Source organism: Croceicoccus sp. Ery5, from assembly GCF_020985325.1.
Taxonomy (GTDB): Bacteria; Pseudomonadota; Alphaproteobacteria; order Sphingomonadales; family Sphingomonadaceae; genus Croceicoccus.
The window spans coordinates 2,351,454-2,369,255 of the sequence record NZ_CP087587.1; the positions used below are offsets into that span (position 1 = coordinate 2,351,454).

At 63.5% G+C, this 17,802-nt stretch carries 15 protein-coding genes and 1 riboswitch; of the genes, 8 read left to right on the forward strand and 7 right to left on the reverse strand.

The window, feature by feature from the left end:
- Positions 1-90: 90 nt before the first annotated feature.
- The gene (locus LOZ74_RS11105; RefSeq protein WP_230291271.1) at positions 91-1,683 is read right to left on the reverse strand and encodes a DNA polymerase Y family protein; all 1,593 of its coding nucleotides are present in this window, start codon (positions 1,681-1,683) and stop codon (positions 91-93) included.
- The gene (locus tag LOZ74_RS11110) at positions 1,586-2,506 is read right to left on the reverse strand and encodes a hypothetical protein (protein WP_230291272.1); all 921 of its coding nucleotides are present in this window, start codon (positions 2,504-2,506) and stop codon (positions 1,586-1,588) included. Before LOZ74_RS11110 ends, LOZ74_RS11105 begins: the two co-directional genes overlap by 98 nt.
- 122 nt (positions 2,507-2,628) lie before the next feature.
- Between LOZ74_RS11110 and LOZ74_RS11115 the strand changes: the two genes are divergently transcribed.
- Complete coding sequence (locus LOZ74_RS11115; RefSeq protein ID WP_230291273.1) at positions 2,629-3,111, forward strand: pyridoxamine 5'-phosphate oxidase family protein; 483 nt, start codon at positions 2,629-2,631, stop codon at positions 3,109-3,111.
- A 77-nt stretch (positions 3,112-3,188) separates the two neighbouring features.
- Here LOZ74_RS11115 and LOZ74_RS11120 read toward each other — a convergent pair whose 3' ends face one another.
- Positions 3,189-4,619: a sodium-dependent transporter gene (locus tag LOZ74_RS11120; RefSeq protein ID WP_230291274.1), complete on the reverse strand. Its 1,431-nt coding sequence runs from the start codon at positions 4,617-4,619 to the stop codon at positions 3,189-3,191.
- A 153-nt stretch (positions 4,620-4,772) separates the two neighbouring features.
- Between LOZ74_RS11120 and panB the strand changes: the two genes are divergently transcribed.
- The gene (gene panB / locus LOZ74_RS11125) at positions 4,773-5,642 is read left to right on the forward strand and encodes a 3-methyl-2-oxobutanoate hydroxymethyltransferase (protein WP_230291275.1); all 870 of its coding nucleotides are present in this window, start codon (positions 4,773-4,775) and stop codon (positions 5,640-5,642) included.
- A gap of 30 nt (positions 5,643-5,672) precedes the next feature.
- Entirely contained in the window at positions 5,673-6,209 is a 537-nt protein-coding gene (gene thpR, locus LOZ74_RS11130) for an RNA 2',3'-cyclic phosphodiesterase (protein WP_230291276.1), read from the forward strand.
- Here thpR and LOZ74_RS11135 read toward each other — a convergent pair.
- Genes LOZ74_RS11135 through LOZ74_RS11150 form a run of 4 tightly spaced genes read right to left on the reverse strand, consistent with a single transcriptional unit; the run spans position 6,206 to position 10,609 of the window.
- Entirely contained in the window at positions 6,206-6,973 is a 768-nt protein-coding gene (locus tag LOZ74_RS11135; protein ID WP_230291277.1) for an ABC transporter ATP-binding protein, read from the reverse strand. The genes thpR and LOZ74_RS11135 overlap by 4 nt on opposite strands.
- Complete coding sequence (locus tag LOZ74_RS11140; RefSeq protein WP_230291278.1) at positions 6,973-7,932, reverse strand: iron ABC transporter permease; 960 nt, start codon at positions 7,930-7,932, stop codon at positions 6,973-6,975. Before LOZ74_RS11140 ends, LOZ74_RS11135 begins: the two co-directional genes overlap by 1 nt.
- Complete coding sequence (locus LOZ74_RS11145; protein ID WP_230291279.1) at positions 7,929-8,753, reverse strand: ABC transporter substrate-binding protein; 825 nt, start codon at positions 8,751-8,753, stop codon at positions 7,929-7,931. Before LOZ74_RS11145 ends, LOZ74_RS11140 begins: the two co-directional genes overlap by 4 nt.
- Positions 8,753-10,609, reverse strand: a complete 1,857-nt coding sequence (locus LOZ74_RS11150) for a TonB-dependent siderophore receptor (RefSeq protein ID WP_230291280.1) — start codon at positions 10,607-10,609, stop codon at positions 8,753-8,755. Before LOZ74_RS11150 ends, LOZ74_RS11145 begins: the two co-directional genes overlap by 1 nt.
- An 84-nt stretch (positions 10,610-10,693) precedes the next feature.
- Positions 10,694-10,938: riboswitch (cobalamin riboswitch) on the reverse strand.
- Positions 10,939-11,158: 220 nt separating this feature from the next.
- Between LOZ74_RS11150 and mdh the strand changes: the two genes are divergently transcribed.
- The 5 genes from mdh (at position 11,159) to odhB (ending at position 17,782) form a co-directional block, all read left to right on the forward strand.
- Positions 11,159-12,121: a malate dehydrogenase gene (gene mdh, locus LOZ74_RS11155; protein ID WP_230280812.1), complete on the forward strand. Its 963-nt coding sequence runs from the start codon at positions 11,159-11,161 to the stop codon at positions 12,119-12,121.
- Positions 12,122-12,125: 4 nt separating this feature from the next.
- Positions 12,126-12,683, forward strand: a complete 558-nt coding sequence (locus LOZ74_RS11160; protein ID WP_230291281.1) for a hypothetical protein — start codon at positions 12,126-12,128, stop codon at positions 12,681-12,683.
- Positions 12,680-13,570: a succinate--CoA ligase subunit alpha gene (sucD, locus tag LOZ74_RS11165; RefSeq protein WP_230280811.1), complete on the forward strand. Its 891-nt coding sequence runs from the start codon at positions 12,680-12,682 to the stop codon at positions 13,568-13,570. Before LOZ74_RS11160 ends, sucD begins: the two co-directional genes overlap by 4 nt.
- A 100-nt stretch (positions 13,571-13,670) precedes the next feature.
- Complete coding sequence (locus LOZ74_RS11170) at positions 13,671-16,505, forward strand: 2-oxoglutarate dehydrogenase E1 component (RefSeq protein WP_230291282.1); 2,835 nt, start codon at positions 13,671-13,673, stop codon at positions 16,503-16,505.
- Between the two features lie 50 nt (positions 16,506-16,555).
- The gene (gene odhB, locus LOZ74_RS11175) at positions 16,556-17,782 is read left to right on the forward strand and encodes a 2-oxoglutarate dehydrogenase complex dihydrolipoyllysine-residue succinyltransferase (protein WP_230291283.1); all 1,227 of its coding nucleotides are present in this window, start codon (positions 16,556-16,558) and stop codon (positions 17,780-17,782) included.
- Positions 17,783-17,802 lie beyond the last annotated feature (20 nt).

Consider the following 17,802-nt stretch of genomic DNA (forward strand, 5'->3'; position numbering starts at 1 on the left):
CATCATCCGGTATCTTTGATGCTGCACGGCAATGCGATCGTGCGTGACCGCGTCAAACACCCGTCGGCGAATGTTCAGGCGAACGAATGCTCAGGCAAACAGGCCCTGCATGAACCAGTCGGGCGCTCCGCCCCGCCCGTCGCCGGCCAGCCCCAGCCGATAGATCCAGAAACGCCGTCCCTCGCCATCCTCGATCCGGTAGTAATCGCGCAGCCGCGCCGCACCTTTTTCGCGCCACCATTCGGGCGCGATGCGTTCCGGCCCCTCGGCTCGGGCGACATCGTGGACATCACCGCGCCAGCGAAAGCGCTGGGGCAAACCGTCGGGCGTGGCATAAAGCACCGCGATCGGCTCTGCCCTGTCCAACAGCCTGAACGGGCGGGCGTGAAAGGCAAAGCTCTCCTGCGCTGCGGGCACCGGCTGCAGCGGCGCCTGCCAGCGCTGGGCGCGTTCGGGCACATGGCTGGCAAAAGGCACCGGCCGCCGCACCGCGCGCGTGCCCAGCCGCGCCGACAGCCGGTCGATACAGGCTGCAAGGCTGGTTCCATGCACCTCTGCCGAGGCATCCAGATCGGCCTGCGCCAGCCCCAGCGGCTCGGCCCAGCGGGCGACCAGCCGCGCCATTTCGATCCCCAGCCCTGCATCGATCGTGGCGATCCGTTCGGCAAACAGGCGGCAGACATGGGCGGCATCGCGCGTCGCGGCGGCCAGTTCCAGCGTGCGGATCGCGATTTCGCCATCGACACGCCAGCAAGCGAGTTCCAGCCGCCGTGCCCCTTCGCCCCGCCCTTCCAGCATGCGCATCATCGCGGCGGCCAGATCGACCAGCACGACTTCCAGCAAAGGCAAGTGGCGGATCGGCTCCATCAGCCGCAATTGCACCATGGCGGGCGGATTGCCGATGACCGGCAGCATGGGTTCGGGAACCAGTCCGATCATCTGGTCGCGCCGCATCAGCGGATTGGCCATGGCCGAACGGCGGTTGCGGAACCGGCGCGCCAGCGCATCGCGGCCGATCCCGTCCAGATCGCCCACCCGTTTCAACCCCAGCCGCCGCAGCACCAGCAGCACATCGTCGTCCAGCCGCAGTGCCGCGACCGGCAAAGGGGCCAGGCTGGCAGCGATATCCTCTCCACCCTCCAGCACCAGCCCGCCCTTTCCCTGACGGGCCTTTCCGTAATGCGCCAGCGCCCATGCCGCGCCTGCGGTGGGTGCGATGGCCAGCCGTACCGTCAAGCCGCGCGCCGCGAACACGCGCGCCGCATCATCCAGCAAGCGTTGTTCGCCGCCGAACAGATGCGCCGCGCCGGTGATGTCGACGATCACCCCGTCGGGCGGATCCAGCGCGCTCCACGGGCCCCAGCGCTGCGCCCACACGGTCAGCCGTTCCAGAAAGGCAAGATCGCCCGCCGGATCGGCAGGGCGCACTTCCAACGCGGGACACAAGGCGCGGGCATCGGCAAGCATGGTGCCGATGCGCACACCCGCCGCCCCGGCGGCGCGCGTGGCAGCGGCGATGCGGGGGCCATGCGCGGTTTCGGTAATCAGCGCGAGCGGGACATCCGGCTCCGCCTCGGCTCCCGCTTCAGCCTGCCGCCAGCGATCGATCGCCAGCCGCGCGCACCAGATCGCCAGCACCTGCCTGTCCGGCTGCAAGGTGCCCGCCATGGTCGGCGGCGTCATGATCGACCGGACGGGCGGAGAGGATCGATCCCCCATTGCCCCCTCCATCACTTGTCATGCGTTCGGGCCTGATCCACCATGCGCCGGGGCGCAGGCCTCGGGCGCGGAACAATTCGCCGCGCCAGCCCGGCAGGCCCGGTGCCTGAGGGTTCCAGCGCGGCGGCTGCGATGCGGCAGAGCATACATCCCACCGCATCCGTGCCGCGCCCAGATCGCGCTGCGCATCCACCCGTACCAGCCACAGCGGCACGCGATGCCGTTCTGCCGCCAGCACCAGCCGGCGCGAGGCCGTGAAATCCAGCGCACGCGGGTTTCCCGCGATCTCTCCGATCACAAAGGCCAGATCGCGGCAGCGCACGCCTTCTTCCAGCGCGAACAAGGCATCCTCTGCCGTGCGGACGGCCACATGGATCGCCCGATGCGCCAGATCGCGCGGCAGGCCGGGCCAGAACGGCCGGCCGCCCGCGCGGATAGAAGCGGCGTCCTGCACCCACAGAAAGGCACGCTCGTCGCTCGTTTCGGTAAGCGCCCGTTCGTGCAAGGGTCGCGGTGCCCCGCGCGCCAGTTCCAGAGCCAGCGCCGCCCCGGCGCCGTCGCCGCCCTTTACAAAGATCTCTCCCGCTCCGCGAAAGGCGATGGCAGGGTTCCAGCCGCGCCCATCCTCGTCCCCGCCCTTATCCCCGCCCTCCAGCCAGCGCGAACCGGCCAGATCGGCAGCCGGAAACACCCCTTCGGGCAAGGGGGCCGGATCGGCAGGGCACACACCTGCGTGGGGATCGGGACCGGCGATGACAGGCTCCATCAGAGAATCGAATCGGGACATGAAAACGATCAATGTTCTTATTATGTTCCACCCGCCGCGTCCACCGACCCATCCGAAAAAACGGAACAGCCTGCCCTTCCCGCCGTTGCATCAGGGAAAGAACAAACCGGAAGGACGACCCCATGCAATATAAGGAAGGCAAAGCCGACGAGCTGAAGCAGAAGTTCTGGAAGGAGCTGGCCTCATCCCCCTTTGTGATGCTGCAGCTTGACGGCAATCCCGACAGCGCCGCCCCCATGACCGCGCAACTGGACAAGGATGCCGATCACGCGATCTGGTTCTTCACCTATCGTACCGGCCATTTCGCTGCGATGGGCCCCGCCACGGCTACATTCTCCTCCAGCGGCCATTCGGTCTTTGCCCGCTTCCGCGGAACGCTGGTCGAAGAGACCAGCCGCGAACGCCGCGAAAAGGAATGGAGCAATATGACCGAGGCATGGTTCCCCGATGGCAAGGACGATCCCAATCTGTTGATGCTGCGCATGGATCTGGGAAGCGCGTCGATCTGGGATGCCGATCTGGGCATTACGACCACGGCCAAGATGATGCTGGGCAAGGATGTCACCAACGACGTTCGCGACAAGCATGTCGAAACTTCGCTATAAAACGACGAAGGCCGTATAACGGAAAAGGGACGCTCCATCGCGGAGCGCCCCTTTTTTTCAATCAGCCCAGCTTTCAATCAGCCCAGCAAACCGGGGAACAGGCCGAACAACAGGATCAACGCCACCGCCAGCGGCGCAAGCCATGCCATCACAAAGCGGTACAGACCCAGCATGCCCACCGACAGTCCCGTCTGCGTTTCCACCAGCCTGCGATCCGCGCGCCAGCCGATGAACAGCGACACGCCCAGCGCCGCCAGCGGCAGCATCACCTTACCCGTGATGCCGTCGATCGAATCCAGGATATCGCTCTCGGCAAAAATGCCCCAGAACCATAACGGCCGCACATCCGACAATACATTATACCCCATCGCGCACAGCAACCCGATCGCATAGGCACCCCCGCCGACCAGCAGGGCCGCATGCAGGCGCTTTACCCCGAACCGGTCGATGACCCATGCGACCGGACCTTCCAGCAGGGAAATCGAACTGGTGAGCGCGGCAAAGAAGATCAGGACAAAGAACGCCAGCCCGATCAGCGAACCGGCAGGCATTTGCGAAAAGGCGACCGGCAGCGACTGGAACACCAGCACCGGCCCTGCCGCCGGATCGAGGCCGACCGCGAACACGATGGGAAAAATCATCAGGCCCGACAATATCGCCACACCCGTATCGGCCGCCGCGATCATGCCTGCCGTGGGGGCCAGCTTCACATCGTCGCCCACATAGGCGCCATAGGTGATCAGCGCCGCCGAACCCAGCGACAGCGAGAACAAGGCCTGTCCCAGCGCCTCGTTCACCGCGGTCGGCGTCAGCTGCGAGAAATCGGGCGTGAACAGAAAGGCCAGCGCCTGCGCGAATTCACCGGTGAACGCGCCATAGATGGTGATCGCCACCAGCAGCACGAAAAAGGCCGGCATCAGCGTGCCGGCCGCTTTTTCGATCCCGTCGTGCACGCCATTGGCGACGATCATCACGGTGACCACCATGAAAATCGTGTGCATCCCGATCATGGTGCCAAGGCTGCCGAACAAAGAGCCCATGCGCCCCGTGATCGCATCCTGCGTTTCGCCCTGAAACGCCGCGCCGAACGGAGCACCCGCCCCGATGGACGATGCGACATTGCCGACCATCACGAACACGTAATACAGCGCCCAGCCCGCCACGACCGAATAGAACGAGAGGATCAGAAAAGCGGCCAGAATCTCGATTCCGCCGAACAGGCTCCATTTCCGCGACACGCCCGATTTCTCGGCCACGCGGGCGATCGATCCCGCCGCATCCTCGCGCCCGGTGCGCCCGATCATCACTTCCGACAAAACGAGCGGCAGGCCGATCAGGAAAACACAGGCGATATAGACAAGAACGAATGCCCCGCCCCCGTTCTCGCCCGCCAGCGTCGGAAAGCGCCAGATATTGCCCAATCCGACCGCCGCACCGATGGCAGCCAGCAAAAATGCCGTCCGCGAGGACCAGCCCTGTTCTCCGGCCTGTCCGGTCGCACCTGCCATTCAATCCTCCGTTTCATCTGTAACCGACCTGACTTATAAAGGTGAAACGCCCGCTGAAAACCCGCTGCGTGCCCTGCATCCACATGGTGGTGCCACACAGACGTTGCCTGCGCGCCCTTTCCCACATGGCAAAGCGCGGCTAGAACGCCGCCCATGTCCACGACCTTCCAGCTCGACACCGCGACCAGCCGCGCCAATCCCACCCCTGCCCCGATGAAGCGCCTGACCGTGCCCAAGGTGATGCAGCGCAAGAAGGACGGGGTGACCGAAGAACCGCTTGTCATGCTGACGGCCTATACCGCGCGCATGGCGCAATTGCTGGACCCGCATTGCGATATGCTGCTGGTGGGGGATTCGCTGGGACAGGTGATCTACGGGCTGCCGTCGACCCTGCCGGTCACGCTCGACATGATGTGCGCCCATGGCGCGGCAGTGGTGCGCGGATCCTATCACTCGCTGGTAGTGATCGACATGCCGTTCGGCAGTTACGAGGCTTCGCCCCAGCAGGCTTTCGCAAGCGCCAGCCGTATCATGGCCGAAACCGGCGCCGCGGCGGTCAAGCTGGAAGGCGGGACTGCCATGGCCGAAACCGTGTCCTTCCTGTCGCAGCGCGGCATTCCGGTGATGGGCCATGTCGGCCTGACTCCACAGGCAGTGAACGCGCTGGGCGGCTATATGGCACGCGGACGAAGCGAGGCGGAAGAAGCCAAGATTGTCGCGGACGGCAAGGCACTGGAACAGGCCGGTGCATTCGCCATCGTAATCGAAGGCGTGGTCGAGGATATTGCCATCACGCTGACCAGGGAAATCGCCATTCCCACCATCGGGATCGGCGGGTCGGCGCAATGCGACGGTCAGGTGCTGGTGGCAGAGGATATGCTGGGCATGTTCGAACGCACGCCGCGCTTCGTAAAGCGTTACAACGACATCGCCAAAATCATTTCGGACACGGCGGGCGAATATGCCGCCGACGTCCGCGCCCGCAGCTTTCCGGGCGAAGAGCAGGTGTACAAGGCGAAATAGCTCCCCGCTCGCGCGTGCGGCTGCCTGTCCATGACCCATCGCCTGTTCGTCGCCATCAAGCCTCCGCCGCATGTGATCGACCGGCTGATCGACACGATGGAAGGCATCGATAACGCCCGCTGGCAAAGCGAAGAGCAGTTGCACCTGACCCTGCGCTTCGCAGGCGAAGTCGATACGCCATTGGCCAATGATCTGGCCGCTGCGCTGGAACAGATCCGCGCTCCTGCCTTTGATCTGGAAATACGGGACGTCGGTCATTTCGAGAAGAAGGGCAAACCGCACACATTATGGGCAGGGATCGCGCCCTCGCCTGCCTTGCTAAGCTTGCAAAGGAGGGTCGAGAGCGCGTGCAGGTCGGCGGGAATCGCGCCGGAAACGCGCGTCTTCGCACCCCATGTGACTTTGGCGCGATTGTCCGGCAACGCGGGGGCGATCGCGCCTTTTCTGGTCGAGCACGCCGCCCTGCGCACTGCCCCTTTCAGGGTTGAACGGTTCTTTTTGTACGAGAGCACTTTGACGCCACAGGGATCGCAATACGATCCGGTTGTGGCCTATCCGCTGCGCTAAACCGCCAGCGCGCGGGCGCCCCTGTCGCCCAACCAGCGCGCATTTGTGTTCCAGACGCGGCTGATCACTACCTCGTCCAGCGCCTGTTCGGGGACATCATCGGCCACGATCCGCCCTTGATCGAGAACGATCACCCTGTCGGCATGGTTCATCGCCATGGCCAGATCGTGCATCACCACGGCAACGCCTTTGCCGCGCGACGCTTGCAGGCGCAGCAATCCAGCCAGATCGCGGGCGTGCCCGATGTCGAGGCTGGCGAACGGCTCGTCGGCAAGGATGAAGCGCGGTTCGCCCGCCAGTACGCGCGCCATCATGGCCCGCGCCCTTTCACCCCCCGACAATTGCGAAACAGGCCGGTCGGCCAGGTCGGCCAGTTGCATATCGGCAATCGCGTTTGCAATCGCGGCATCGTCCGCTTCGCGCATCGCACGCGCCGGCCTGCCCGGTACGGCCCGCCACGGCAGGCGGCCCAGTCCGATCAGAGTGCGAACGCTGACGTCCCATGCCGCTTCGGCCTGTTGCGGCAGGAAGCCGATGGCCCGCGCCCGTTCGCGCGGCGCGAGCGAGGACAGCGGCCTGCCGTCCAGCGACACCTCGCCCGAGGCTGGATCGATCAGACCCGCCATGGCGGTCAACAGGCTCGACTTTCCGGCACCGTTCGGACCGCAAATGGCCAGCAATCGGCCCGATTCGAGCGCGCATCCGGCATCGTTGAGCACCATTTGCGCACCGCGCCGGACGCAAAGAAGGCGTGCCTCGATCATCAGGCCAACCCCCGTCGCAGCCGCAACAGCAAGCCAAGGAAAAACGGTGCACCCAGCAGCGACAGGGCGATGCCCAGCCGTAATTCGCCTGCCATCGGAAGCACGCGGCAAACTGTATCGGCCAGCAGTACCAGCAAGGCCCCGGCCAGTGCGCCCGGCACCAGCAGGCTCGACGGGCGGCGGTCGGTAAAGGGGCGCACCAGATGCGGCACCATCAGCCCGACGAAGCCGACGATCCCCGCAACCGCCACGCCAGCACCGATGGTCAGGCCAATGCCGGCAACGATGGCCCATTGCAGTCGACGAGCCTCGACACCCAGCGACAGCGCCGCTTCTTCGCCCAGCATCATCGCATCGAGCGACGGGCCGCAGAGATAGAGCACCACCAGCCCCGCCAACGTCAATGGCGCGGCGATCCATACGTCGGCCCAACTCCGGTCGGTCAACGCGCCCATCAGCCATGTCACGATTTCCGACATGGCAAACGGATTGGGCGACAGGCTGATTGCAAGGCTGGTCAGCGTACCCGCAAGGCTGGCGATCATCAGCCCTGCCAAAGTGAACAGTGCGATCCCCCCGGTACGCCCCGCGATCACCGCCAACAGCGCCATCGCCCCCGCCGCTCCCGCCAAGGCAAAGGCCGGAAGGGTGACTGGCACGGCGGCAATCCCCAGAAACAGCGCCATCACCGCGCCAAATGCTGCCCCCGGCGCGATGCCGAACAGGCCCGGATCGGCCAGCGGGTTGCGCAAATAGCCCTGCATCGCCGCCCCTGCGCCGCCCAGACCCGCGCCGATGACCAGTGCCAATATCCCGCGTGGCAGGCGCAGTTCGGCAAGGATGATCGCGGCATTGGGGACAGGATCGCTCCACGGCGCTATCCATGTGCGCCCCGCCAGCAGGGATAAGGGCAAGGCCACCGCAAGCGCTGCCAGCAAACACGCATTGAGCCGGTTCATGGCGCCACCTCTGCGCGGATTTCGGCCAGCCGCGCCATTGCGAGCGGAATGGTCGGCCCGCCGCAATAGAGCAGCCGAGGGTCGAAATCGGCGCGGCGCGTATCGTGCAATGCGTTCAGGGCCCGATGGCGCAGCTTGCGGTCCTCTTCGCCGCCCTTTCCTGCCGCGATGATCAGCGGGGGCGGATCGGCCAGCACTTGCTCCAGCGGCAGTATAGCGCCCTGTCCCAGACCGCGCCCCGCGCTCCAGTTGGTAAAGCCCGCATGGGTCAGAAGATCGCTGATCAGCACGCCTTCGCCCGGCACCAGACCGCCCGATTGCCAGACCAGCGCAGGAACCGGATCGACATTGTCCTGGATGTTGAGGCTGGATTCGATCCGCTGCACCAGGCGCTCACCCGCCTCGGCCTCTCCTGCCAGCGATGCCAGATCGCGGACCTGCGCGATGGCATCATCGACATTGGCGATCGAGCCGGTCTTCACCACGCGTATGCCCATGCGCTGCAAGGCCTGTTCGGTCGCGGGGGGCAGAAACATGGCGGCAACCACGATATCGGGCCGTCGCGCAGCCACTTCTTCTGCATTGCCGGAAACGGCGGGAAAGCGGGCGGCAAGATCCGGCGGCATCGAGGACCCCGCCGGATCATGGCTGTAATGCGAAATCGCGGCAAGATGACCGGGCGCGATTTCGGCCAGTATCGCATCGGTGCAGGGGTTGAGCGATACGATGACCGGTGCATCTTTCTGCTCATGCCGGGTGGCAGGCGCACAGGCGGACAGCATCGCCGCCCCGGCCCACACGACTGCCGCCCGCATCATCATCAGATTTTCACCCGCACCCCGCCATAGGCCGCCGCGCCGCCCGTATTATAGCCTGCGGTCGTCTCATACCCCGTATCGAACAGGTTCTCGACCCGGCCGAAGACTTGCAGATTGTCACCCAGCGGCATGGCTGCGCGCAAATCGACCGTGACATATCCGTCGAGCCGCGTGAAATTGCCGCGATCGTCGAAACTGTCGCCCACCATGCGCACGTCGCTGCCCAGCGCCAGCCCGACCGGCGATGTCCAGTCGATGCTGGCCGTCACTGCATCGCCGGGACGGCGGTTGAGGTCATTGCCTCGATAGGCACCGCCTTCGGTCCGGTCCTCGGTTTCCAGATAGGAATAGACGAGGCCGAGGCGCAGATTGCTGTCGGGACGCGCCGCAAGTTCCAGTTCCACGCCTTGCGCACGGGCCTTGCCGATATTGTAATAGACCGAATTGACGAGGTCGAAGTCGATCAGCCCCGTGCTGTCGCGGCGATAGAGCGAGACAGAGGCAAAGAACGGTCCGTCGCGCCGCCCCTTTTCCAGCCCCAGATCATAGCCCTTGCTGCGTTCGGGGCTCAGTCCCTCGTCGCCGTAAAAAGAGTAGAGCTGGTAAAGCGTCGGTGCCTTGAACCCTTCGCCATAGGACGCGCGCAGCCGCAGCCCCGCGCCCAGTTCCAGCGCGCCATTGGCCCCGAATGTCCATTCGTCTCCGAACAGTTCATGATCGTCATAGCGCACCCCGGCCGCCAGTTTCAGCGCCGCGCCGGTCCATGACAATTGGCCATGCCCGCTCGTCAGCGTCGTCGAACGGTCGCTGCCCGAATCCTCAAAGCTCATCCATTCGCGGTCGGCCCCGAAATCCACGCCCAGATTACCGACGATTGCATAGCGCCCGAACAATTCGGCGCGTTCCAGACGGCCTTTGGTTTCATAGGGATAATCGCCATAGCTTTCCCCCGTATAAAGCCGCGTCGTATCGGAAATGGCATAGCCGCCGCGCAGGGTTAGGCTGTCACCGGTATAATCGGCACCGATGCGGCCCGAATATTCCTCGGTATCCTGAAGATCGTCGGTATCGGCAAACGCATAAAGCGGCGCGGGATAGCCGTCCTGTTCCAGCCGCCCGTCGGCATAGCGACCATTGGCAGTCAGCGAAAGACTGTGGGACAGGTTGAACCGGCCGCGACCGGTAAGCTGCCACTGGCGAAAACCGTCCTTTTCACTTCCGGTACCGGCCGCGCTGAATCCGTCGGAATCGTAAAAACTGCCGGTCAGTCCTGCCTCTACACGCTCGGTCGCGATCCCGCCCGACAGCGTGGCATAGGCGGTGTCGAACGCGCCATATTCGGCGCTGGCCGCAATGCCGTCGGCCTGCCGCGTGGTCAGGTTCATTACCCCGCCCATCCCATCCGACCCCCAGATGACCGAATTGGGGCCGCGCAGCAGTTCCACACGCTGGACATCGCCCGCCAGCATATTGGCGAAATCGAACCCGCCACCCGGCGCGCCCATATCGCCCACTTTCACCCCGTCGATCAGCACCAGCAATTGCTCTGCCCCCGCGCCGCGCACGCGCACGCCGGTAAAGCTGCCCGATGGGCCATTGCGGCTGATTGTCACACCCGGCAGGCGTTGCAGCACGCGGGCAAGGTCGGGCCCCTGGATCGCCTGGATTTCGGGCAATTCGATGATGGTTACGGGCTGGCCGGTATCGTCGAGCGAGGTTTCGAGGCCGGTCGCAGTGACGGTAATAGCCTCTTGCGCAGCGGCAGGCGCGGCAATGGCAGCACTGGCGATGGCAGCACTGGCAATGACAGCACTGGCGATGGCAGGGGTGGACACGGCAATACGGAAAACAGAACGCATAAATCCTCCAACAAGAACGAATGTCGCTCCTGTCGGAAGACGCACGCGCGCCTATCCGATGCCTTCGGTACACCCCGCCCGCTGGCTCGAACGACCGTTACGGGCAGGTCTCCTGACTTTCCGGTTCACCGCGTTCCGCCGGCCTTCCCGGCCCCTTTCGGGACCAGTGGCACGATTGGCGGACGCTCACCGGTTACAGTTGCGGGGGCAGTGCCGGATTTGCCAGGTTACGCGCGTTTCATGCACGTCGCGGCGCACCGATCTTCCCTCTTAGGGCCAGACGCGCGACATAATCGTGCGGCCAGCCAACCCATAACGATGGCGCGCCGCTTAGCCGCGAGCCGTGCGCTTGGCAAGCGCGGCGAGACTAAACCTGCGATTTGCCGCGTTTATTGATATTGCGAACTCTTATCAAAGATAATCCGCCCGCCCTCTTTTTTGCCGGTTGCAATCACCTATTTCGGGGCCTACGGCACTTGCCCGAAACAGCGCCCATCTTCGTAAATTCTGGCGGGCGCACCCACGGGAAGAAGAAGAGGAAGAGAGTCGATGGCACGCAAGAAGATCGCCCTCATCGGTTCGGGCATGATCGGCGGCACGCTCGCCCATCTGGCCGCGAAGAAGGAACTGGGCGACATCGTCCTGTTCGACATTGCCGAGGGCATGCCGCAGGGCAAGGCTCTGGACCTGTCGCAGTGCGGCCCGGTCGAGGGTTTCGACGCGAACATCACCGGCACCAATGATTATGCCGATATCGCAGGCGCAGACGTCATCATCGTCACCGCCGGCGTGCCGCGCAAGCCGGGGATGAGCCGCGACGACCTGCTGGGCATCAACCTCAAGGTCATGAAGTCGGTCGGCGAAGGCATCAAGGCCAACGCACCCGACGCTTTCGTCATCTGCATCACCAACCCGCTCGACGCGATGGTGTGGGCGCTGCGTGAATTTTCCGGCCTTCCGCACAACAAGGTCGTCGGCATGGCCGGCGTGCTCGACTCGGCACGTTTCGCGACCTTCCTTGCTTGGGAATTCGGCGTTTCGGTAAAGGACGTGAACGCCTTCGTTCTTGGCGGCCACGGCGATACCATGGTGCCGGTCCTCTCCTACTCGACCATCAGCGGCATTCCCGTTGGCGACCTTGCCAAGATCAAGGGTGTCGATGCCGGCCGTCTGGACGAAATCGTGCAGCGCACCCGTTCGGGCGGCGGCGAGATCGTCGGCCTGCTCAAGACCGGTTCGGCCTATTACGCACCCGCGACCAGCGCGATCGCCATGGCCGAAGCCTATCTGGGCGACCAGAAGCGCATCCTGCCCTGCGCCGCCTATGTCGAAGGCAAATATGGCGTTGACGGCCTGTATGTCGGCGTCCCCGCCGTGATCGGTGCCGAGGGTATCGAGGACGTGGTCGAAATCGAACTCTCGGACGAAGAAGCCAAGAACCTCAAGGTCTCGGTCGATGCGGTCGAGGAACTGCTGGAAGCCTGCAAGGGCCTCGACGGCTCGCTGGCCTGATTTGATGATACCGGCTGCCCTCGCTCTTGTTGCGGCATCGAGTGGACCGACACTGCATCCGGCAGTGTCGGCCTTCGATCAGGCATGCATTCAAGGCGAGGTCAGCTTTTCGGCCGAAACCGCTTCTATCGTAAGGCTTTCCGACGTTCCAAACGGTGCCTTGAACCTGTTCACCTACTTACCCGCAAAAGATTACATGCGTGACGAAGGTGGATTCGATGTCGGGAAACTGCCGCGCGAAATCGTCAGGGTAAAAGACGATGTGGAATTTTTCGTATTCTCCGATTCCGAAAACCGGGGCGTCGATGACAATCCCGTATGCGCGGTTCTGGTCCATGCGGAAATATTCGAAGAAGCCGGAAACTTCATTCGCGATTTCGTTCGGGGGCCGGAGGTACCTGATTTAAAACCGGACGAGACCGAAAATCGAGGCATCACCTACGTTGCCATAACCGAACGCGCCTTTGGCCATCAGTTCACAACCGTCCGTGATGAATCTTGGACATTGATGGCTTCAACACAATCCATTCCACCTGCGAACGAAGGGGAGGAAACGCTATGAGCATTCTCGTCGACAAGAATACCAAGGTCATTACCCAGGGCATGACCGGTGCCACCGGCACGTTCCACACCGAACAGGCGCTGGCCTATGGCACGCAGATGGTTGCGGGCGTGACCCCCGGCAAGGGCGGCACGACCCATATCGGACTGCCCAACTATGACACCGTGGCAGAGGCCAAGGCCGCGACCGGTGCTACCGCTTCGTGCATCTATGTTCCGCCGCCGTTCGCTGCCGACTCGATCCTCGAAGCGATCGATGCCGAAATGGAACTGATCGTCGCCATCACCGAAGGCATCCCCGTGCTCGACATGGTGCGCGTGAAGCGCGCGCTGCAGGGTTCGAAGTCGCGCCTCATCGGTCCCAACTGCCCCGGCGTGCTGACGCCCGGCGAGTGCAAGATCGGCATCATGCCCGGCTCCATCTTCAAGAAGGGCTCGGTCGGCGTGGTGTCGCGTTCGGGCACGCTCACCTATGAAGCGGTGTTCCAGACCTCGAACATCGGCCTTGGCCAGACCACCGCGGTCGGCATCGGCGGCGACCCGGTGAACGGCACCAATTTCATCGACGTACTCGAGCTCTTCCTCGCTGATGACGAGACCAAGTCGATCATCATGATCGGCGAAATCGGCGGCTCGGCCGAGGAGGAAGCTGCGCAGTTCCTGAAGGACGAGGCCAAGAAGGGCCGCAAGAAGCCGATGGTCGGCTTTATCGCGGGCCGCACGGCGCCTCCGGGACGCCGCATGGGCCACGCGGGCGCCATCGTATCGGGCGGCCAGGGCGGCGCCGAAGACAAGATCGCTGCGATGGAAGAAGCTGGCATCCGTGTCTCGCCCTCTCCCTCGCTGCTGGGCGAAACGCTTGACGGGCTCCTCAAGGAACTCGCCTGAGCTGATCCGCTGCGGCCCGCTTCCTTGGGGAGGAGGAAGCGGGCCAAGGCACCCGAATTTCAAGCCCCGCACCATTCGCGGGCAACCACGGAAGAAACCCATGGGTAAAGAGCATCAGACCTTCCTTCCCGAACTGGAGCCCGATGTGGCCCAGCCCGGACCGTCGTGGCAGCGCAAGAGCTGGCCGCTGACGGGCGCGGACGGCTTCGACGATTTGACGCAGGCGCTCGATCCCACGGGGATGAAGGCGGCGTTGAAGGAAGCGGCCAAGAAAAAGGGCGCGCCGGTCGACGAAAAGGCGATCGAGGCGGCTGCCGACGATTCGGTGCGCGCCATGATGCTGATCCGCACCTATCGCGTGCGCGGCCATATGGCGGCGGAACTCGACCCGCTTGGCCTGTCGCATCGCGAATTGCCCAAGGATCTCACGCCCGAATGGCACGGGTTCGGCCCGAACGATCTTGATCGCAAGATCTATATCGGCGGCAATCTCGGCCTTGAGTGGACGACCGTGCGCGAGCTGGTCGAGATTTTGCGCGCGAATTACTGCGGCAAGGTCGGCCTTGAATATATGCACATCGCCGATGTGGAAGAGCGCCGCTTCCTACAGGAACGCATGGAAGGTGCCGACAAGTCGATCGACTTCACCATCATGGGCAAGAAGGCGATCCTTGGCGCGGTCATCCGCGGCGAGCAGTACGAAAAGTTCCTCGCCAAGAAATATGTCGGCACCAAGCGTTTCGGCCTCGACGGCGGCGAAGCGATGATTCCGGCACTGGAATCGGTGATCAAATACGGCGGCGCCATGGGCGTGCGCGAAATCGTCTATGGCATGGCCCATCGTGGCCGCCTCAACGTCCTCGCCAACGTGATGGGCAAGCCGTACAAGGTCATCTTTCATGAATTTTCTGGCGGCTCGGCCAATCCCGAAGACGTGGGCGGTTCGGGCGACGTGAAATACCACCTCGGCACCAGCACCGACCGCGAATTCGACGGGGTAAAGGTGCATATGAGCCTAGTGCCCAACCCCTCGCACCTCGAAGCGGTCGATCCTGTCGTTCTGGGCAAGGTTCGCGCGCAGCAGCAGTTCCGCGACGATATCGGCGAAGGCAAGCACCAGCAGGTCCTTCCGGTGCTGATCCATGGCGACGCGGCCTTTGCGGGGCAAGGGATCGTGTGGGAATGCCTCGGCTTTTCGGGTATTCGCGGTTACAATACCGGCGGTTGCATCCATTTCGTGATCAACAACCAGATCGGTTTCACCACCAGCCCGCAATTCGCGCGCTCTTCACCCTATCCGTCGGATGTGGCCAAGGGCGTTCAGGCACCGATCCTGCACGTCAACGGCGACGACCCCGAGGCGGTCACCTTCTGCTGCAAGCTGGCCATCGAATATCGCCAGCGTTTCGGCCGCGATATCGTGATCGACATGTGGTGCTATCGCCGCTTTGGCCATAACGAGGGCGACGAGCCCAGCTTCACCCAGCCGCTGATGTACAAGCAGATCCGCAAGCATCCCGGTGTCAGCGCGCTCTATGCCCAGCGGCTTGAAGAAGAAGGCGTGATCGAGCCCGGCTATCTGAAGGGCCAGGAAGACGCCTTTCACCACGAGCTGGAAGAAGAGTTCGAGGCGGGCAAAAGCTATAAGGCGAACGAGGCCGACTGGTTCGGCGGTCGCTGGACCGGCCTTAACAAGCCGGCCGACCCCGAAACCGCGCGTCGCAACCTGACCACGGGTATCGAGCCGAAGCTGTTCGACAGCCTTGGGCGGACCCTCACCACCGTTCCCGACGATGTGAAGATCCACAAAACGCTGAACCGCGTGCTGGATGCCAAGCGCCAGATGTTCGCCGATGGCGAAGGCTTCGACTGGGCCACTGCCGAGGCGCTGGGCTTCGGCTCGCTGCTGGCAGAGGGCTTTGCCGTCCGTCTTTCGGGGCAGGATTCGGGTCGCGGCACGTTTTCGCAGCGCCACGCCGTATGGGTCGATCAGGAAACCGAGCAGAAATATATTCCGCTCTGCCATGTGCCGCACGGCCATTTCGAAGTCTATGACAGCCCGCTGTCCGAATATGGCGTGCTGGGCTTTGAATATGGCTATGCTTTGGCCGATCCCAAATCGCTGGTTCTGTGGGAAGCGCAGTTCGGCGATTTCGGCAATGGTGCGCAGATCATGATCGACCAGTTCATCGCGGCCGGCGAAGCCAAATGGCTGCGCGCGAACGGCCTCGTGATGCTGCTGCCGCACGGCTATGAAGGTCAGGGGCCAGAACACTCCTCTGCCCGTCTGGAACGGTTCCTGCAGCTATGCGCGGGCGATAATATCCAGGTCTGCAACATCACCACGCCTGCGAACTATTTCCATGTTCTGCGCCGTCAGATGCTTCGCAGCTTCCGCAAGCCGCTGGTGATCATGACGCCCAAGTCGTTGCTGCGTCATCCGATGGCGAAATCGGCCAAGGAGGACTTTCTGGGCGAATCGCACTTCCGCCGGATCGTATCGGACACCACCGATATTCCCGACGAGAAGGTCGAACGTCTCGTGCTGTGTTCGGGCAAGGTCGCCTATGATCTGATCGAAGCGCGCGACAAGGCGGGGCTGGACAATACCAGCATCGTCCGGATCGAGCAGATTTATCCGTTCCCGGGCGAACCGCTTGCCCTGCGCATGAGCCGGATGAAGAACCTGAAAAAGGTCGTCTGGTGTCAGGAAGAACCGCGCAACAATGGCGCCTGGTTCTTCGTCGAAAGTCAGATCGAACAGGCACTGGCCGAAGCCGAAGCTTCTGTTTCGCGTCCGCGTTATGCGGGCCGCGAACCGGCGGCATCGCCCGCAACGGGCCTTGCCTCTCGCCACGTTGCGCAGCAGCAGGCGCTGGTCGCCGATGCGCTCGGCCTGTCGATCGAAGACATGATCGCCGCGGACAAGAAATGAGCCCCAGCCCCAGTTTCTGAGGCCCGAGAAATACCGTAAAGGACATTGCAATGAGCACCGAAGTCAAGGTCCCCGTACTGGGCGAATCGATCACCGAAGCGACCGTCGGCGAATGGCTGAAGCAGCCCGGCGAGGTCGTCGCCGCGGACGAGCCGATCTGCAGCCTTGAAACCGACAAGGTCGCGGTTGACGTAAACTCGCCCGTCGCAGGGGTGATGGGCGAACATCTGGTGGCCGAAGGCGATAACGTCGAAGTCGGCGCGCTGATCGCCACGATCGAGGAAGGTTCGGGCACTGCCGCCAAGCCTGCCGCCAAGGCAGAAGCCGCGCCTGCCGCTTCCCCCGCCCCCGCTGCTGCTCCGGCAGCAGAACTGGCCGGCGAGGGCGATGCGGTCGTTCTCTCTCCCGCCGTGCGCCGTGCGGTGCTGGAACACGGTATCGACCCTGCGACCATCAAGGGCACCGGCAAGGATGGTCGCCTGACCAAGGAAGACGTGCTGGCCGCAGCCAAGGCAAAGAAAGATGCGCCCGCCGCATCGACCAGCGCCCCTGCCCCCGCCGCTGCACCTTCAGCCGGACGCAATGTCGAGCGCGTGAAGATGACGCGCCTTCGCCAGACCATCGCGAAACGCCTGAAAAGCGCGCAGGACACGGCCGCGCTGCTGACCACTTTCAACGATGTCGACATGACCGCCGTCATGGAAACGCGTGCGAAGTACAAGGATCTGTTTGCCAAGAAGCACGATGTGCGCCTCGGCTTCATGGGCTTTTTCACCAAGGCAGCCTGCCTTGCGCTGAAGGATGTTCCCGCCGTCAACGCACAGATGGAAGGGGATGAAATCCTCTACCACGACTATGTCGACGTGTCGGTCGCCGTGTCGGCTCCCAACGGGCTGGTCGTTCCTGTCCTGCGCGATGCAGACAAGAAGAGCTTTGCCCAGATCGAAAAGGACATCGCCGATTTCGGTGCCCGCGCCAAGGACGGCACGCTGACGATGGAAGACATGAAGGGCGGTACCTTCACCATTTCCAACGGCGGCGTGTTCGGATCGCTGATGTCGACCCCGATCATCAACCCCCCGCAGAGCGCCGTGCTGGGCCTCCACCGGATCGAGGATCGACCTGTCGCCATTAACGGCAAAGTCGAAATCCGGCCGATGATGTATATCGCATTGTCATACGACCATCGTATCATTGACGGGCGTGAGGCTGTGACCGCACTCAAGATCATCAAGGAAGCGATCGAGGATCCGACGCGCCTGCTGATCGACCTTTGATAGCCAGACGACAAAAGAGA

Bases quoted from the DNA above. Each gene is read 5' to 3' on its own strand.
- LOZ74_RS11105 (WP_230291271.1), bottom strand. From the start codon at position 1,683: ATGACGCCGCCGACCATGGCGGGCACCTTGCAGCCGGACAGGCAGGTG.
- LOZ74_RS11110 (WP_230291272.1), bottom strand. From the start codon at position 2,506: ATGTCCCGATTCGATTCTCTGATGGAGCCTGTCATCGCCGGTCCCGAT.
- LOZ74_RS11115 (WP_230291273.1), top strand. From the start codon at position 2,629: ATGCAATATAAGGAAGGCAAAGCCGACGAGCTGAAGCAGAAGTTCTGG.
- LOZ74_RS11120 (WP_230291274.1), bottom strand. From the start codon at position 4,619: ATGGCAGGTGCGACCGGACAGGCCGGAGAACAGGGCTGGTCCTCGCGG.
- panB (WP_230291275.1), top strand. From the start codon at position 4,773: ATGTCCACGACCTTCCAGCTCGACACCGCGACCAGCCGCGCCAATCCC.
- thpR (WP_230291276.1), top strand. From the start codon at position 5,673: ATGACCCATCGCCTGTTCGTCGCCATCAAGCCTCCGCCGCATGTGATC.
- LOZ74_RS11135 (WP_230291277.1), bottom strand. From the start codon at position 6,973: ATGATCGAGGCACGCCTTCTTTGCGTCCGGCGCGGTGCGCAAATGGTG.
- LOZ74_RS11140 (WP_230291278.1), bottom strand. From the start codon at position 7,932: ATGAACCGGCTCAATGCGTGTTTGCTGGCAGCGCTTGCGGTGGCCTTG.
- LOZ74_RS11145 (WP_230291279.1), bottom strand. From the start codon at position 8,753: ATGATGATGCGGGCGGCAGTCGTGTGGGCCGGGGCGGCGATGCTGTCC.
- LOZ74_RS11150 (WP_230291280.1), bottom strand. From the start codon at position 10,609: ATGCGTTCTGTTTTCCGTATTGCCGTGTCCACCCCTGCCATCGCCAGT.
- mdh (WP_230280812.1), top strand. From the start codon at position 11,159: ATGGCACGCAAGAAGATCGCCCTCATCGGTTCGGGCATGATCGGCGGC.
- LOZ74_RS11160 (WP_230291281.1), top strand. From the start codon at position 12,126: ATGATACCGGCTGCCCTCGCTCTTGTTGCGGCATCGAGTGGACCGACA.
- sucD (WP_230280811.1), top strand. From the start codon at position 12,680: ATGAGCATTCTCGTCGACAAGAATACCAAGGTCATTACCCAGGGCATG.
- LOZ74_RS11170 (WP_230291282.1), top strand. From the start codon at position 13,671: ATGGGTAAAGAGCATCAGACCTTCCTTCCCGAACTGGAGCCCGATGTG.
- odhB (WP_230291283.1), top strand. From the start codon at position 16,556: ATGAGCACCGAAGTCAAGGTCCCCGTACTGGGCGAATCGATCACCGAA.